This is a genomic window from Pseudarthrobacter sp. PvP004 (genome assembly GCF_017876035.1).
GTDB classification, from domain to species: domain Bacteria; phylum Actinomycetota; class Actinomycetes; order Actinomycetales; family Micrococcaceae; genus Arthrobacter; species Arthrobacter aurescens_A.
This window is the reverse complement of sequence record NZ_JAGINL010000001.1, coordinates 4,636,309-4,651,793: the sequence shown is the minus strand read 5'-3', so window position 1 is coordinate 4,651,793 and position 15,485 is coordinate 4,636,309. Positions and strand designations below refer to the sequence as shown.

16 protein-coding genes are annotated in these 15,485 nt (G+C 62.5%); 8 read left to right on the top strand and 8 right to left on the bottom strand.

From position 1 onward, the window contains the following. Nucleotides 1–24 precede the first annotated feature (24 nt). Nucleotides 25–738, top strand: coding sequence for a sigma-70 family RNA polymerase sigma factor (locus J3A64_RS21260; RefSeq protein ID WP_011776234.1), 714 nt, complete (start codon nucleotides 25–27; stop codon nucleotides 736–738). Then, entirely contained in the window at nucleotides 735–2,060 is a 1,326-nt protein-coding gene (locus J3A64_RS21255; protein ID WP_210065754.1) for an Ig-like domain-containing protein, read from the top strand. Before J3A64_RS21260 ends, J3A64_RS21255 begins: the two co-directional genes overlap by 4 nt. A gap of 3 nt (nucleotides 2,061–2,063) precedes the next feature. Here the strand turns inward: J3A64_RS21255 and J3A64_RS21250 are convergent, their stop codons facing one another. The 3 genes from J3A64_RS21250 to J3A64_RS21240 all read right to left on the bottom strand — a co-directional run bounded on the left by J3A64_RS21250 (nucleotide 2,064) and on the right by J3A64_RS21240 (nucleotide 5,479). After that, the gene (locus J3A64_RS21250; protein WP_210065752.1) at nucleotides 2,064–2,876 is read right to left on the bottom strand and encodes a hypothetical protein; all 813 of its coding nucleotides are present in this window, start codon (nucleotides 2,874–2,876) and stop codon (nucleotides 2,064–2,066) included. 151 nt (nucleotides 2,877–3,027) lie between these two features. Next, the gene (locus J3A64_RS21245; RefSeq protein WP_210065750.1) at nucleotides 3,028–3,456 is read right to left on the bottom strand and encodes a hypothetical protein; all 429 of its coding nucleotides are present in this window, start codon (nucleotides 3,454–3,456) and stop codon (nucleotides 3,028–3,030) included. A gap of 34 nt (nucleotides 3,457–3,490) precedes the next feature. After that, nucleotides 3,491–5,479: a primary-amine oxidase gene (locus J3A64_RS21240; protein WP_210065748.1), complete on the bottom strand. Its 1,989-nt coding sequence runs from the start codon at nucleotides 5,477–5,479 to the stop codon at nucleotides 3,491–3,493. Nucleotides 5,480–5,601: 122 nt separating this feature from the next. Here J3A64_RS21240 and J3A64_RS21235 point away from each other — a divergent pair, with 122 nt between their 5' ends. The 3 genes from J3A64_RS21235 to J3A64_RS21225 all read left to right on the top strand — a co-directional run bounded on the left by J3A64_RS21235 (nucleotide 5,602) and on the right by J3A64_RS21225 (nucleotide 7,837). Then, on the top strand, nucleotides 5,602–6,192 hold the full coding sequence (locus tag J3A64_RS21235; protein WP_210065747.1) for a TetR/AcrR family transcriptional regulator: 591 nt from the start codon (nucleotides 5,602–5,604) through the stop codon (nucleotides 6,190–6,192). Between the two features lie 246 nt (nucleotides 6,193–6,438). Then, a complete protein-coding gene (locus J3A64_RS21230; RefSeq protein WP_017200067.1) occupies nucleotides 6,439–7,125 on the top strand; it encodes a helix-turn-helix domain-containing protein in 687 nt (228 codons plus the stop codon). Continuing rightward, nucleotides 7,115–7,837: a hypothetical protein gene (locus J3A64_RS21225; protein ID WP_210065746.1), complete on the top strand. Its 723-nt coding sequence runs from the start codon at nucleotides 7,115–7,117 to the stop codon at nucleotides 7,835–7,837. Before J3A64_RS21230 ends, J3A64_RS21225 begins: the two co-directional genes overlap by 11 nt. A gap of 4 nt (nucleotides 7,838–7,841) precedes the next feature. On the opposite strand, the gene J3A64_RS21220 is transcribed toward J3A64_RS21225, so the two are convergent. Continuing rightward, entirely contained in the window at nucleotides 7,842–8,483 is a 642-nt protein-coding gene (locus J3A64_RS21220) for a LysE family translocator (RefSeq protein WP_210065745.1), read from the bottom strand. A gap of 161 nt (nucleotides 8,484–8,644) precedes the next feature. On the opposite strand from J3A64_RS21220, the gene J3A64_RS21215 reads away from it, so the two are divergent. Beyond that, nucleotides 8,645–10,057 carry an aldehyde dehydrogenase family protein gene (locus J3A64_RS21215; protein WP_210066270.1) on the top strand — a complete coding sequence of 471 codons (1,413 nt, stop codon included), beginning with the start codon at nucleotides 8,645–8,647 and terminating at the stop codon, nucleotides 10,055–10,057. A gap of 135 nt (nucleotides 10,058–10,192) precedes the next feature. Beyond that, a complete protein-coding gene (locus tag J3A64_RS21210) occupies nucleotides 10,193–11,050 on the top strand; it encodes a prephenate dehydratase (protein ID WP_043806369.1) in 858 nt (285 codons plus the stop codon). Here J3A64_RS21210 and J3A64_RS21205 read toward each other — a convergent pair whose 3' ends face one another. From J3A64_RS21205 to J3A64_RS21190, 4 genes are all read right to left on the bottom strand, one after another. After that, nucleotides 11,051–12,430: an FAD-dependent oxidoreductase gene (locus J3A64_RS21205; protein ID WP_011776242.1), complete on the bottom strand. Its 1,380-nt coding sequence runs from the start codon at nucleotides 12,428–12,430 to the stop codon at nucleotides 11,051–11,053. Between the two features lie 29 nt (nucleotides 12,431–12,459). Beyond that, nucleotides 12,460–13,437 (bottom strand): thioredoxin-disulfide reductase, encoded by a 978-nt coding sequence (trxB, locus tag J3A64_RS21200; RefSeq protein WP_011776243.1) that lies wholly within the window; start codon nucleotides 13,435–13,437, stop codon nucleotides 12,460–12,462. Between the two features lie 24 nt (nucleotides 13,438–13,461). Beyond that, a complete protein-coding gene (locus J3A64_RS21195; protein ID WP_011776244.1) occupies nucleotides 13,462–13,884 on the bottom strand; it encodes an arsenate reductase ArsC in 423 nt (140 codons plus the stop codon). 136 nt (nucleotides 13,885–14,020) lie between these two features. Further along, on the bottom strand, nucleotides 14,021–14,695 hold the full coding sequence (locus J3A64_RS21190; protein WP_014922907.1) for a helix-turn-helix domain-containing protein: 675 nt from the start codon (nucleotides 14,693–14,695) through the stop codon (nucleotides 14,021–14,023). A 46-nt stretch (nucleotides 14,696–14,741) separates the two neighbouring features. Between J3A64_RS21190 and J3A64_RS21185 the strand changes: the two genes are divergently transcribed. Beyond that, entirely contained in the window at nucleotides 14,742–15,479 is a 738-nt protein-coding gene (locus J3A64_RS21185) for an MIP/aquaporin family protein (protein ID WP_014922908.1), read from the top strand. The last annotated feature ends 6 nt before the right edge of the window (nucleotides 15,480–15,485 follow it).

The following is a 15,485-nucleotide window of genomic DNA, read 5'->3' as shown; positions in this document are numbered from 1 at the left end:
CACACCTTCCTAAGCTGGTACAGCATGTGCGAACAGCCAAAGCGGCATATCCGAAGCGCACTTACTCCGCTGCGGGTTGTGCTTGCAGCCTTGGGAATGGCTGTAATTGCCGCTGCCGTGATTATTCTCATTTCCGGAATGGCATTCCTTCCGGAAGAAGCGCGGGACGTTGTGCTTTCCTTGGCGGTGGGTGCCGGTATTGTGCTGCTCGTCGCTGGAGTCTTCATGCCGATGGTCAGGGAAGTTGAGCTGGGGCCCATCCCCACCCTGAAGATTGCTCCAGCGCTGCGGGACCGCGAAAATGAGCTGCGCAGCGTCTTCGAACGGCAGAGGGGCGATATGGAATACTGCGCTCATCTTCTGTGCGACGACCCGAAGACGGCCCGGCAGTTGCTCGAAGCATCCTGGTCACTTGCATCAAGCGACTGGAAGGGACCGGTGACTCCCCAGTTGCGTGTTTATACGTTGTGCGTTTTTGTGGAAATGCTCCGAAAACATGAAAAGTGGGTGAAGGCAGGCCCGCCAGACGGACCTCCAAAGCCGCCCTGGGTAAAAGAGAGCGCGCTGTCAAAGCTCCCCTATGAGGAGCGGATAACCATTGTGCTCCACGAGTTCGCCAACCTGACTGTCGGTGAAATTGCGGGCTTGACAGGGCGTCCGGCGGAGAGTGTTGGCAGATCCTTGGCACACGCCGAGGCGACAACCGGCGGGCTGGCCTTGGAGGAAGGCCGGCCATGAGGGACGCGCTGCGGCAGCGGTTACTGGCCGAAGCTTCGCTGCACGCGCGAACACATCCCGCGGACTTGGGTCTCGCCCTGGCCGAAGGGATGTCCACGGTCCGCCGGCGAATCATTCGGGCCTGGGTGGTGGCCGCGGTGGTGTCGGTGGCTTTGATGGCGGCTTTTGTGGCGGCAGTTTTCGCAGCCCCGGACGATGAAGGTGGGCCCGGTCCCGTGACTCTGCAGTCGATCACGGTCACAGCATCGAGTCAATTGCTGCGCCCTGACACCAAGCTCGACCTCACGGCCCGAGGAACGTACAGCAACGATGAGACGAAGGAATTGGTTGATGGCCTCACTTGGACGTCGGACAAGCCGGAGGTGGCCGCAGTCTCCCCAATAGGTGAAGTAACTGCCGCGACGGCCGGCACTGTGGTGATCACAGCCATGCATAGCGACGTTAAAGGCATGTTGAACCTCACCGTCACCGATGGGCCCGGGCTACTGACCGGCCTAAGGATCAAACCGGACCAAACCACCGTGAGCCTTGGTGGAACCACTCAACTTATCGCTGAGGGTACGTTCAGCGATAATTCGATCGGTAACCGCAACGAACCAGCGATTTGGGAGTCCCGCAATCCAGGCATCGCTACGGTGGACGGCCTCGGCATGGTCACGGGGATGAACCCAGGTGTCGCCACGATCTCCGCAACGGAAGGGACCATTCAGGCAACGGCTGCCATCACAGTCACTGACCCGGGCACCCCCAATCCCACGGTTGTCCCCAACGGGTGCGTCGTCGACCCTGCCACGCTGCGTGTCAAGCACACACAAACACAACCACTGACCGCCTTCATAACTGCTACGGACGGGACGCGGGTACCCCCCACTACGGTGAAGTGGTCCTCGACAGATTCCAAGATCGCGAATGTGAATACCTCGGGCTCAGTCACAGGCACCGGTCCTGGATCGACGAGAATAACCGCGCTATGCGTCGACGCCAACGGCAAGGAGTGGCAAGCTACGGCATCAGTCACAGTGGAGCCAGTGGCGCGATCCATCACCATCGGCCCTGCCGGACCTCACCGGCTCACACCTCAGCAGTCCATCCAACTGGCTGCCACAGTCACTTTCAGTGACGGATCTACAAGCACCAAGGCGGCTGTGTCATGGAATGCCAGTTCCAGTCCGCCTCTAGTGGTCATTGTCAGCAGGTCCGGGGTCGTCACTGGCGTTCGTAACGGACGAGCGAATGTCACCGCCTCGCTCGACGGCGCAACCAGCAATCCAATCACAGTCGACGTCGCAATCGCTTTCCCCGACGAGGGCGAGATCGGCTGACGCTCAGTCCCCAGCCGAACCGCTCACCCGCAAGGCGTTGATGATCGCCGGGATGGACGCGATCAGCATGATCAATGCCCACACCAGCGCCACTACCACGGTGATCAACGCCCAGAACTGGTCCCCGATGGACACCAGCGGCCCGGGCAGGAACCCGTGAATGATTCCCAGAATTACTTGGAGCAGCACCGAAACCGCTAGTAGCACCACCAGGCCGGTGACTTTCAAGAATTTGGGTTGGCTCAGGATCAGCAGCACCGCGAAGACGATCTTGAGCACCAGCAGCATTCCAAGAATGGCCGCGGCCTGGCCTTTGGGAAAGCTCCCCCATAGGGCCAGGTACGCGATGGTGCCGAATGGCGCGGCCACAAAGAGCCCGATCATGAGAAACAATTTCGCCAGCGCCAGCATCGCCGTGAGGAAGGCCGCGATGACCCACAGCAGGGTCACGATGAGTGTGGCGATGCCCTGAACGCGCCCATACGTCCGCAGATCCATGATCAAGCTGAGCCCCAGCATCACCACGGTGAACAGCAAGAGTCCGTCCAGGAACGCCAGAAAACCGATTCCGGCGCCCGGCGGATCGGCGCCCGACCGCTGCAAACTGCGGAAAACATCCAGCGGAACGCCCAGCTTGTTGGCGTCGGCTGCGGAGACAGGCTCGACGGCGGTCTGGCCCAGCAGGAGCGACATGCCCACTTCGGCCAGTACTACTACGGCGAAGACAACGAGTGCTGCGTAGAAGAAGGGACGGCGCAGCGCATCCGGGTCAGGTCCGCTGCGGAACCCCTCACGAATTGACCACGCTGCGGCCATGGGTCAATTGTGGCACCGGGGACGTAGGACACAAGATGCCCAGTCGCTTCCAGCCCTACTTTGAATTCCTTCCCCGCGCCCTGCAACTCGCAAAGGTTGAAAACCGGGTCTTGCTGCGGCAAAGATGGGCCATTGCGGCGGAGGAGATAGGTCAGCCCGTCACACCAGCCCGGCGCCGGAGGCGGGCCACCAGCGTGGCGGCGAGTAACGCCGTCGTGATTTCCAGTCCGATCACCAGCAACAAACCGGCAGCGCCGGAGATATCAACAGCGTTCGACGACGGCCTGCCGGCGTGCACGTGTCCGGAACCGCCTGCTCCCAGCAGCAGGACGGCATGGAGTCCCACCATCGCCAGTGCCGAGACGATCACCTGGTGGAGTGCGCCCACGCGGCTGTGGCGCCAGATATGAACTGTGCACGGGATGCACACGGCCGCCAAGACAATCATGAGGATGCCGAGCCAAACCTGGTGGTGTCCCGAAGCCGCGAGCCACAGGTGCACCAGGCAAGAGACCGCCGTGAGGGCTGCGCAGATGCGGGGATGGAGGACGGGTCCGAAGGCCCGGACCCGTCCTGTCATTTCCGTGTCCTGGGTGAGCGTCCCAGGCTGCGGGTTAGTGGCAGTGCCCGGCAGGCTCGCCATGTTCCCCGCCGTGCTCGCTGCCGGAGGCTGCCTCGCTGTGGCAGCTCGAGCCTGTTGCGTTGGCCGGCACGTCCAGGACCGGGCTGCGGTCAAAGAAGCCTTCCGGACGGAGTTTGAAGCCGACGGTATCCACGGGCATGATGGGCCAGTCCTCCACCCGCGGGAAGTGAGTGAGGCCGAAGGTGTGCCAGAGGACGATGTCCTGGCCGTCGATGTCGCGGTCCTGGGCCACATAGGCCGGCAAACCGGCGCCGCCGGAGTGCTGGTTCACGAAGTCGCCCGTGGGGTAGCGTTCCTCGTCGGCATAGCGGGTGACCCATACGTCCTTGGTGGCGAAAGCCGCACGCTTCGCAATGGAGGAACCGGGATCAGCCAGCAGCGTGGGCTGGTTCTCGGCGTGGAGTTTGTAGCCGACCGGCTCACCCAGGCGGTTTTTGGACTCGGGGTTGGAGATGATCCAGGTGCGGCCTGCGCGGGCATCGGCTTCGCGGACGGCCTGGGACTCTGTGGCCAGGACAGTGCGCTTGCGGGAGAACGCATTGCCACGCTCGTTGCCTTCGCCCATTGCCTGCCGGACCACGTCTTCTTCCTCCACGCGGTTGGCGAAACCGTCAACTGCCATGTCCAGCCGGGCGCTGAAGAGGTGCTGATGGAACGGGGCGCCGAGGCCGGGGGCCAGCTGGGAGATGTTGTCCGAGCCGCCTTCCGGGAATGCACTGGTGAATACGACGCCGGTGGCCTTTGCTTCGAATTCGATGGTGCCATCCAAGTAGAGGTACCAGTAAAAGCCGTAGTCGTAGTTGCCGATGGTAGTGAAGAAGGAGATCACCAGCCGGCGGTTGCGGCGGGTGTAATTGATGCCGGTCCACAGGTCAGAGTGCTTGGAGAGGATGCCCCAGTCTTCCTCGTGCATGCAGATGCCGTTGCGGATCTCGCGTGGGTTGCCGAAAGCATCGCTGATGACAGGGCTGAGGTACGTGATGTCACCCAGGCAATCGCAGCCCAGCTCCAAGGAGTTCGCGTACTGACCCACCAGGTATTCACCGGTGTCGAAGTAGTTCTGCCATGACCGAATGGGCGAGGGATCACCGTACGGAACAACCATTTCGGCGATGGAGGCACGGTTGATGATGGGACGCTTCTTGCCGCCGTCCTGAAACGCCAGGTTATGAAGGACAACACCTTCGCGGACATCGAAGCCAACGTCCACGCTCCACTTCTCCCACTCCACATGGTTGCCGCCGGTGACGGTGAAGCTGGGGCCTTCCGGCTGCGTGATGCTGATGGGCTTCTGCGTTTCCCGGAGCGGGCCCGTCAGTTCAGGATCCGTGTAGTTTCCGTGCTCAGCCGGGATTGGCATGACGCCCAGGTCAATGACCTGGGTGACTTCCTTGTTGACCACGTCCACGTACGCCACCAGCCCATCGACGGGATGGGCCCAAGCGCTGTCCTCCGGGAAGTCCTGCACAAACGCGAGCCCACGGAGGATGCGGCGGCCTTTCTCGTCGTCGTATTCGAAAACACCGGCAGACAACGGCGCAACGCGGACTTTGGCTACGTCCAGGTCCCGGGCCGCGAGGGCGGCGAGCCAACGCTCATCGGTGGCGAGGAGTGTCTCGACCACCTCAAATTCTTCTTCCAGCACAGGGAGTTCGCCTGAGACCTTGGTGTCCAGCTCTATGGCTGTCAGGATCTCGCCGCGGGTCACGGAGACGAGGACATCAGTTGGGGCTCCGCCGGAGATGTCGTGAATGAAGGCGCGGAAACGGCGGTCTACTTCTGCCTGCCCACGGGAAGGATCCACCAGCCCTAAGTAAGCGATCCGCCTTTCGGATTCGAGGTGTCCGGCGGCCTGCAGGATTGCCTGGACCTCAGAGATCTCGGCGCCCGTTGCCAGGGCGTACTGCGTTGCCTCAGTGGCTACGGCGTCAGTTGCTGTCTCAGTTGCTGTGGGCGTCATGGCTGCCTCTGGTCCGGGACCTATGATGGTCAGGATTTATTTTCTATAGGTGTAGAGAATAACCAAAACGTAAGATGGGTCACAAGACCTGTCCACCATTTATTTTTCCGGGAGCCCATCCAGTGCCAAAGATTGTTGACCACGATCAACGACGCCTCGAACTGGTAGACGCAACATGGCGGATCATCGCGAGGCTGGGCATGGAAGGTGCCACCATGCGGGAAATCGCCGAGGAAGCAGGCTTCGCCAACGGCGCCCTCAAGCCCTACTTCCCCACCAAGGACCTCCTGCTGACGTCGGCGTTCGGGCACGTTTTCAACCGCACCAACCAACGCATCGCCACCATGACAGATGGACTCTCAGGGGTGGCGGCCCTCCGCGCGTTCTGCGCCGAAGTCCTGCCGCTGGATGAAGAACGGGTCAACGAAGCCCGAATCGTGATTCCGTTCTGGCAGAAGGCACTGAACGACGCTGACATGGCAGCACTCCACAGCGAGTCCATGAGCCAGTGGCACACCACCATCACGGCTCATTGCGCGGCAGCCCGGGCGGCCGGTGAGATCACCACCCCTATCGGGGACGCCGCCGTCGCCGACCACCTGCTGAACATGATGCTGGGGGCGCAAATCGTTGTGGCGTTGTCCCCCGCCGAGCATTTCTCGCGCGACCTCGCGGGGCAGCTGGATAATTACCTGGCGCTACTGGCCGGCTAGCTAGCTGGTGGCGCCCGACGCCACCACGCCAGTACCTCCCGGGTCGATGACCACCGCGACATCGTCATTGATTCCTTGCCACATGTAGAGGGAGAACCGAAGACTGCAGGAGCTACGAATGGCTAGGGCTCTAAGGTCAGCCTTGGCGGGGGAAACCCGCCCTGAGCACCCACGGCCCGCACTTCCAGTAGCTTCTTGACCCAAAGACTGATTACATATTCATAGCGATACCGATATGATTATGAAATGGCATTGAGTATCCCCGAGCTGGCGAAGCGCCTCAACGTCAACGAGAGCCGAGCGCGGCAGCTCGTCCAATCCGGACGTATACGCGGCCAACGAGTGGGTGGACGCTGGGTTGTTGAGGAAGCCAACGCTGCCCAGTACCGGTCTGGAAAGCCCGCCGGCCGGCCGCTGTCCGAACGCAGCGCCTGGCAACTCGTGTCCTGCTTCTGGGAAAACAGCCCACGGCACTCTCTCCTTGATTACCTCGAACCCTCCCCGGTCGAGAAACATCGCCTGAAAGAGCGCATCAGCCGGCTGCAGGACTCCCCCGACTCACTCAAGCTTCTCGCAGCATGGCTTGCCAATCGCGCCGAAAGATTCGAGTTCTCTTCCAGCCAGGACGACATCGCCGAGCTTCGGGAGGACAAACGAATTCACCTCTCCGGAGTCTCTCACCCGCGCTCTGGGCTGCTTGCCAACTCAGAGGTTGAAGCATACGTGCGACGCGACGAACTCAAGGACATCGTCAAGGACTGGTTCCTGGTTGAGCCATTCCCCGGCAAGAGGCCGAATGTAATCCTCCGCGCCGCCGACCAAGTCCCCGACGAACTTCCCCCACTAGTGGTGGCGGCAGACTTGGCCGAACGGCCCGGTGTCCGTGAACAACAAGCCGCACGTGAAATCCTCAGGAGCGTCCATGCCCATTGAACTTCCCGCAATGCTCACCGAACAGCAGGAAGCGTGGCAGGCTGTCTTCGAAATCCATAGTGTGATGCCGCAGGGTTGGGTCCTGGTCGGCGGCCAAGCGGTTTTCCTGCACGCTATCGAACGAGGTGCCCCGTACGTGCGACCCACCAAGGACGCCGATATGGCGTTGGACATCCGGGCATACCCCACGATGCTTCACGATTTCACTGAGCTCCTGGTGAGGCTCGGCTTCGAATCCGCTGGAGAATCCCCGGAGGGCTACCAGCATCGATGGGAGCGCGGCCAAGCTTTGGTGGACGTTCTCATTCCGCGCCATCTGGGTGAACGCGCCGAGAAGAGACGCGGGTTTACCGGCGGGACCACGATTGCTGCACCAGCCAGCCAGCAAGCGCTCGATCGCTCCGAAACCGTCGGAGTTCAGGCCGGATCAGCGTCCGGCAGTGTCAACCGGCCCACGATCCTCGGTAGTCTCATCGGCAAAGCGGCAGCGCTGACCATCATCAACGACCCCCTACGGCAGCGACACATCGATGACTTCCTTACTTTGGCCTCTGTTGTCCGAGCCTCTGACCTTCGTGGCGTCACCTACAAGCCCGCCGAACGGGACCACCTGGCAAACATGCTTGGTCGCCTTGCCAATGAACCGGAGCTCATGGAACAAGTGCCGGAAGGCTCCGAGGGCGTGGAACGTCTGCGCATCTCGCTGAACTAGTTAGCTAGCTGGTGGCGCCCGACGCCACCACGCCGACACCCAGCCCGGCGATCACACCGCTGCTGACACGCTCGACGACGGTACTCACCTTAGGGCGCTTGAGCCACCGCATCGCCTTGAATGCCACGACGGCGATCATCGACAAATAGGCGAAGGCGATGACTGCCACCACCACACCCAGGATGAGTGAGGTGCCCATGGTGTCGCCGCCGTGCGGGATGAACTGCGGGACCACAGCCAGGTAAAACAAACCAACCTTGGGGTTGAGCAGCGTGGACAGCGCCCCGGCTCCCAGAGCGGAGAGCCGGCTGTACGGGAGAGGCGCGCTATCCCCTGTTCCGTCGGCGCTGGCTTTGGCGGCCTTCCGGGATTTGATGAACGACGAAACGCCCAAATACAGCAAGTAAAGGCCGCCGGCGATCTTGACCCAGCGGAACAATTCCGCGGACTGCTCGAGAATCGCAGCCAGGCCCACACCCACCAAACCAGCCCAGGCAATCGCGCCAAGCGCAGACCCTGCCGCCGCAGCAATGCCCGCACTGGGACGGTTCAACGCGATGCGCAGGACAAGGAAAGTGTCCGGACCCGGCGTTACGGACAGGACCAGGCAGAGACCAGCGAAGGCTGCGAGGGAGGCAAGAGTCACAAGCTCGATTATGAAGCACCAGGTACCGCCGGCAAAGCGTTCGCTTCCCGTCAAGGGCTGTTCGTGCGTAGACAAGGGCTCATCGCGTGATCCCGACCACACTGGAAACATCGCCGCGCGCCCAACCGGCCGCCAAGACTTACTACACGAGCGGAGTACCAATGGAGACTTACGACGCCCTGCTGGCCTCGATCACCCCGGCCACTGGCCAGAACAGCCGCACCATCCTTGACCCGGCCACGGGCGAGGCTGTTGGCCAAGCCCCTGTTCACACCGTCGAGGACCTCGAAGCCGCCATCGCCGCCGCAGCTACCGCGCAACCCGAGTGGGCTGCCTTAGGACACGACGCCAGGTCCGCTGCGCTCATGAAGGCCGCCGACGCCGTCGAACGTTCCGCCGAAGAACTCGCCCAACTGCTCTCCCGTGAGCAAGGCAAACCGCTGAACGGCCCGAACGCGCGCTTCGAAGTCGGCGCCTGCGCCGCCTGGCTACGCGCCACAGCAGCTACGCCGCTGGACCCCGAAACCGTGGTGGACGACGGCGAAACCCGCGCCGAACTGCACTACCGGCCCATCGGCGTCGTGGGTGCCATTGGCCCCTGGAACTGGCCCATGATGATCACCGTCTGGCAGATCGCGCCGGCGCTGCGCATGGGCAACGCCGTGGTGGTCAAGCCCTCCGAGTACACTCCGTTGTCCGTGCTGGCACTGGCTTCGATCATCAACGAAGAGCTGCCCGAAGGCCTGCTGTCCGTGGTCTCCGGCGGCCGCGACGTCGGCGAAGCGCTGGCCTCGCACGATGCCATTGGCAAGGTCATGTTCACCGGCTCCACCGCCACGGGCAAGGCAATCATTCGCTCCTCGGCCGATACCGTCAAGCGGCTCACGCTGGAACTCGGCGGCAACGACGCCGGGATCGTCCTGCCCGACTCCGACCCCAAAGCCATCGCCGAAGGCCTGTTCTGGGGCGCGTTCATCAACACCGGCCAGACCTGCGCCGCCCTGAAGCGCCTGTACGTCCATGAGTCCCAGTACGACGCCGTCTGCACCGAGCTCACTGCCGTTGCTGCTGCGATGCCCATGGGCAACGGTTTGGATGAGAACAACGTCCTGGGCCCGCTGCAGAACCGGCAGCAATACGACATCGTGGCCCGGCTGGTTGAGGCCGCTCGCGAGTCCGGCGCCCGGATCCTGATCGGCGGCAACCCCGACGACCACCAGCCCGGCAACTTCTACCCCACCACGCTGGTGGCTGACATCGACAACGACAACCCGCTGGTCGCGGAGGAACAGTTCGGACCCGCCCTGCCGATCATCAAGTACAGCACCGTTGACGAGGCCGTCGCCAAGGCGAACGCGCTCGACGTCGGACTGGGCGCCTCCGTCTGGTCCTCCGACTTGGGTGCCGCACGCGAAGTCGCTTCACGCATCCAGGCCGGCACCGTGTGGATCAACAAGCACGGCGCCGTGGACCCCCGCGTCCCGTTCGGCGGTGCCAAGCAGTCCGGCTACGGCCTCGAGTTCGGCGCCGAAGGCCTCAAGGCCCTGGGCGTTCCGCAGGTCATCAACGGCTAACCCCCTTCCCAACTGACTGGCATTTGTGGTTGCTATGAGTCCTCGTTCCACCCACTAATGCCAGTCAGTTGGTTTTCCAGTCACAGGGTGGACGCGGTTGGGTTGCGGAAGGCTCCGCATGTAACCATGAGCAGCATGGCCCAGAAGATTGCGTACCAAGGTGAGCCGGGAGCCAATTCGGATCTCGCGTGCAAGGAAATGTTTCCCGAACTAGAAAGCGTTCCATGTGCGAGCTTTGAGGACGCATTTGAACTAGTGTCCACCGGCGAAGTGGATCTGGCCATGATCCCCATTGAGAACTCCATCGCCGGGAGAGTGGCCGATATCCACGTCCTTCTCCCCCAGTCCAAGCTGCAGATCGTCGGCGAGTACTTCCTGCCCATCCGCTTCGACCTTTTAGGGATCCCGGGCAGCACCATTGAAGGCGCCACGGAGGTCCATAGCCACATTCACGCTTTGGGGCAGTGCCGCAGGATCATCCGGGAAGCCGGCCTTAAGCCCGTCATCGCTGGTGACACCGCCGGCTCGGCCCGCGAAGTCCGGGACTGGAACGATCCCCGGAAGTTGTCCCTCGCTCCGCCGCTCGCTGCCGGGCTTTACGGGCTTGAAGTGTTGGCCTCCGGAGTGGAGGACGATCCCACCAACACCACACGCTTTGTTGTTCTGGCCCGCGAACGCGAGCTTCCCACCAAGGAAGAACTGCCCGGTCCAGCGATCACCAGTTTTGTGTTCCGCGTCCGCAACGTTCCGTCGGCCCTTTACAAGGCACTTGGCGGTTTTGCGACCAACGGCCTCAACATGACGCGACTGGAAAGCTACATGGTGGGCGACGAGTTCGCAGCCACCATGTTCCTTTCCGACGTCGAAGGGCACCCTGAGGATGCTCGACTCCGCCGTGCGCTGGAGGAACTCGAGTTCTTCACCACCGAGGTTCGGGTCCTGGGTGTGTACGCCGCCGACGGGTACCGTGAACGGAACACCGTCAGCGCCTAGTCACAGGCTGCCCACGGAGCGGCCGTGAGCCAATCCCGTGGGGATGCCAATGAGCACTGGTTCCGGAGCGGAGCAGCAACCGCTGGACTGCTGGTCCGCTAACGACTGAACCCCGGCGGGCACGTCGCAGCTGGTACCGGCGTCGGATGAGCAGACACCGGTTTCCGGTAGCTCCAGGTGCACGGTGTCAGCCGCCGCCTGATCCCCGGCCAGTGCCGCGGCCACGGATCGGACCTGCTCGTAGCCGGTGGCCAACAGGAAGGTGGGTGCACGGCCGTACGACTTCATGCCGACGATATAGAAGTCTCTCTCCGGGTGGGCGAGGACCTTGGCGCCGTGCGGCGGGACAGTGCCGCAGGAGTGAAATTCGGGATCGATCAGGGGCCCCAGTTCCGTAGGCGCTTCAACAGCAGGGTCCAGGTTCAGACGCAGTTCCCGGAGCATGTCCAGATCGGGGCGGAAGCCTGTACAAGGTACGACGACGTCCGTCACCACACTGCGACCGTCACCGGAGAGTACGGTCACGCCGTGCTCGGAACCGGCCAGCGAACTGATGCCGAAGCTTGTGTGCAGTTGGATCGTGCCGGCATCCACCAGACGGCGAAGTCGTGAGCCGAGCTGTCCGCGTGCGGGCAGGCCGTCAGCATCGCCGCCGCCGTAGACCTTCTCCGGGGATGCGCCGCGGATGGCCCAGAGAATGCGTGTTTCGAGATCTTCCTTGGCCAGTTCCGCGAGGTTGATCAGGGTGTTCGCTGCGGAGTGGCCCGCTCCGACCACCAAGACACGTCGGCCAGCGAACGATGCCCGATCCCGCCCGGAAACATCGGGAAGGGGTGACGAGATCCGGTCCGATGCACGAACCTCACCGATGGCAGGCAAACCTGAAGTGCCAAGGGGATTGCGGTTTGACCAAGTGCCGGAGGCGTCGATGACAGCCGACACCGTGTAGTCGCGCACCTCCCCGTCAGCGTGTTCAACGCGGACGATAAATGGGGTGGTGTCGCGGTCGCGCACATGGGTTTTGTCGAGGCCGGCGCGGGTGACTGCGGTGACGCGTGCGCCGGTCCGCAAGCGGGAGGCAAGGGCGGGGTGTGATGCCAGCGGGGCGAGGTAGCCATCAATGAGTTCACCGCCGTAGGGCAGGGCTGTGGGACGAGGCGATTCCCAGCCTGTGGGTTCGAGCAGCCGCAGGGCCGCATCGTCGAGGTTGAACCTCCAGGGTGAGAACAACCGGATATGCCGCCACTGTTCAATCGCGGCACCCGCTGATGGCCCGGCCTCGAAAACTATTGGCTCCAGACCGCGCTCCAGCAGGTGGGCCGCTGCAGCCAAGCCGATGGGGCCAGCGCCGATCACGGCGACGGGAAGGTTCTCAACCATGGGTAACTCATACCTCCGTTGGGTAAAGCTCAGAAGTGGGTAGGCTCTTCGACCAGTGCAGTTGCAATGCTGTCGGCGTCGTCCAGGGCGGCGAGGTAACGCTCAGCGTCGAGAGCGGCAGCGCATCCTGTGCCCGCCGCAGTGATGGCTTGGCGATAGCGGTGATCAACGGCGTCGCCACACGCGAACACACCGGAGAGGTTGGTCATGGTGGTTGGCGAGGCCACCTTGATGTAGCCCTCGGCGTCGAGGTCCACTTGTCCTTCCACCAGTTCTGTCCGCGGCAGATGACCGATGGCTACGAAAATTCCTGTGGCAGCCTGCTCACGGGTCTCACCGGTACGCGTGTCCTTGAGCGTTACACCAGTGACCTTCGTGTCCCCATGAATGGCCGTAATAGCCGAGTTCCAAGCGAAGGTGATCTTGGGATTGTCCTTGGCACGCTGCGCCATGATCCGGGATGCCCGCAGCTCACCCTTCCGGACCACTACCGTGACGGACTTCCCGAAGCGTGTCAGGAACGTGGCTTCTTCCATCGCAGAGTCACCGCCGCCCACAACGATGATGTCTTGCTCGCGGAAGAAGAAGCCGTCGCACGTGGCACACCAGGAAACTCCGTGGCCGCTGAGCTTCTTTTCTTCCGGAAGACCGAGCTCCTTATATGCAGAGCCCGTAGCGAGAATGACGGCAGGTGCCTCGTGGGTCTTACCGGCTCCGGTGACTACGCGCTTGAGGTGACCCTTGAGATCAACCTCAGTGACGTCGTCGAACACTATCCGAGCGCCGAACTTTTCCGCTTGCTCTTGGAGTCCATCCATGAGTTCGGGTCCCTGAATACCGCCCGGGAAGCCGGGGAAGTTTTCCACTTCCGTGGTGTTCATGAGGGCGCCACCGGCGGTGACGGAACCGGCCAGAACCAGGGGGTTCAAACCGGCACGGGCGGCGTAGATCGCCGCCGTGTAGCCAGCAGGGCCGGACCCAATGATGATCAGTTGTTCGTTGCTCACGGGAGTCGCTCCTGGTAGTTGGGGTTACTTGGCGGCGGGGGTCAGTGACGCAATAAGGCCCTCGATGCGGGTCTTGATATCGTCGCGGATCGGCCGAACGGCGTCCACACCCTGCCCGGCGGGGTCCTCAAGAACCCAGTCCTCGTAGCGCTTGCCGGGGAAGTACGGGCACTCGTCTCCGCAGCCCATGGTTATCACTACGTCGGATTCTTTGACGGCTTCAGTGGTGAGGACCTTGGGGATCTCGGCCGACATGTCGATACCAAGCTCAGACATTGCTTCCACCGCAGCGGGGTTCACCTTGTCTGCGGGCTGCGAGCCGGCTGAACGGACCTCGATGGCGCCTTCCGAGAGTGTGGTGAGGAAAGCGGCGGCCATCTGCGAGCGGCCTGCGTTGTGAACGCAGACGAACAGAACGGACGGCTTCTTGGCGGTTTCGGTGCTCACGGGGGTTCTCCTGTGTCAGTTGGGTCTGGTTGGGATCGATCCGCACCAATGCCGCGATGAGGGATATCGATATTCATCGATGCATTGAGTATCGGCCTATAGATTGACGATTGTCAATATACGGAAAGCTGTAGAACTAAGCCGCTCGCAGTCGGGGGGCGAGATCGTGGACGCGGCGTGAAATGTCGGCGAACACATCTTCAAACGCCTCCTCGCTGTCGAGTCGCACCGGATCCGGAATGGACCAGTGAATGCCGTGCAGCCCTGGCAGTTCCTCATGGGCGTTATCGCAGACGGTGATCACCAGATCTTCGTCACCGGCCACATGGTCGATCAAGCGGGGTTTGGAGCCCCCAAGGTCCAAACCGTGGCGGCGGGCGACGTCCACAGCACCTGGCGCCACATGTTCCGCCGGATGCGTTCCCGCCGAAACCGCCGGGATGTCGCTGGCCGTCCGCCACAAAGCGGTAGCCAATTGCGAGCGGGCGCTATTGCGGGTGCACACAAACAAGACCCGCCGCGCCCCGTGCTCGCGGCCGGGAGTGAGGCCTTCCAGCGCGCCGGGTGCCAGCCGAACATAGCTTCGCCGCTTGTCGGCTTCCGAGCGATGCCGGACCGCCAGCCCCGCAGCCTCCATGGATCGCAGATGGTGCGAGAGCAGATTCGCAGGCATGCCCAATTCCGTTTGCAGCTCAGTGGGTGATAGGTCTCCCAAGGTCAGCAGGTCTACGATGCGCAGCCGTGCAGGGTCGCTCAGGGCCGCGTACTTGGCGGCCCTCTCCAAAAGACTCGAACTTTGCTCAATATCCATTGATTCAATTTTGACTGAACTACTTTCATCGGTCAAGCTGTCTTTTATGACTTCTCACCCGACTGCCCTGTGGCGGCGCGCTCTCGCTGAAGCTCTGGGCACCTGCCTGCTGGTGGCCATCGTTGTCGGCTCCGGCATCGCGGCGCAGCAGCTCTCCCCGAATGACGTTGGCCTGCAGTTGCTGCAGAACAGTACCGCCACCGTGCTCGGGCTGACAGTCCTCATACTGATCTTTGGACCAGTCAGCGGCGCGCACTTCAACCCGGTAGTGTCCCTGGCGGACTGGATCCTGGCCCGGCGGACCGGCAGCGGACTGTCGCTGAGGGAACTGGGCGCGTACATTGCGTCGCAGACTGTGGGGGCGGTTGGCGGCAGCGTGTTGGCGAACGCCATGTTTGAGGTCGGCACCACAATATCCAGCAAAGACCGCACAACCCCAGGCCACCTTCTGGGTGAAGTCGTGGCAACGGCCGGCCTGATTCTGCTGATCTTCTCCCTTGCCGCCACTAAACGGGGCTCCCTGGCAGCCCCCGCTGTCGGCGCCTATATTGGTGCGGCCTACTGGTTTACGTCGTCAACGTCCTTCGCGAACCCTGCAGTGACGGTGGGACGAATCTTCAGCGACACGTTTGCGGGCATCGCACCCGGCTCCGCACCGGGCTTTGTCTTGGCGCAACTGATCGGCGCGGCAGTTGGGCTGGGTCTTCTCCTGCTGCTTTTTCCCACGGGTTCGCGCGTCGCCGAGGATGTGGTGGTGCCCCACCCCGTGGACAAGCGAGCTTGATCTACC

What these genes read in the sequence shown, in the direction of transcription:
- J3A64_RS21260 (WP_011776234.1), top strand. Translation starts at nt 25, where the DNA reads ATGTGCGAACAGCCAAAGCGGCATATCCGAAGCGCACTTACTCCGCTG.
- J3A64_RS21255 (WP_210065754.1), top strand. Translation starts at nt 735, where the DNA reads ATGAGGGACGCGCTGCGGCAGCGGTTACTGGCCGAAGCTTCGCTGCAC.
- J3A64_RS21250 (WP_210065752.1), bottom strand. Translation starts at nt 2,876, where the DNA reads ATGGCCGCAGCGTGGTCAATTCGTGAGGGGTTCCGCAGCGGACCTGAC.
- J3A64_RS21245 (WP_210065750.1), bottom strand. Translation starts at nt 3,456, where the DNA reads ATGACAGGACGGGTCCGGGCCTTCGGACCCGTCCTCCATCCCCGCATC.
- J3A64_RS21240 (WP_210065748.1), bottom strand. Translation starts at nt 5,479, where the DNA reads ATGACGCCCACAGCAACTGAGACAGCAACTGACGCCGTAGCCACTGAG.
- J3A64_RS21230 (WP_017200067.1), top strand. Translation starts at nt 6,439, where the DNA reads ATGGCATTGAGTATCCCCGAGCTGGCGAAGCGCCTCAACGTCAACGAG.
- J3A64_RS21225 (WP_210065746.1), top strand. Translation starts at nt 7,115, where the DNA reads ATGCCCATTGAACTTCCCGCAATGCTCACCGAACAGCAGGAAGCGTGG.
- J3A64_RS21215 (WP_210066270.1), top strand. Translation starts at nt 8,645, where the DNA reads ATGGAGACTTACGACGCCCTGCTGGCCTCGATCACCCCGGCCACTGGC.
- J3A64_RS21210 (WP_043806369.1), top strand. Translation starts at nt 10,193, where the DNA reads ATGGCCCAGAAGATTGCGTACCAAGGTGAGCCGGGAGCCAATTCGGAT.
- J3A64_RS21205 (WP_011776242.1), bottom strand. Translation starts at nt 12,430, where the DNA reads ATGGTTGAGAACCTTCCCGTCGCCGTGATCGGCGCTGGCCCCATCGGC.
- J3A64_RS21190 (WP_014922907.1), bottom strand. Translation starts at nt 14,695, where the DNA reads ATGGATATTGAGCAAAGTTCGAGTCTTTTGGAGAGGGCCGCCAAGTAC.
- J3A64_RS21185 (WP_014922908.1), top strand. Translation starts at nt 14,742, where the DNA reads ATGACTTCTCACCCGACTGCCCTGTGGCGGCGCGCTCTCGCTGAAGCT.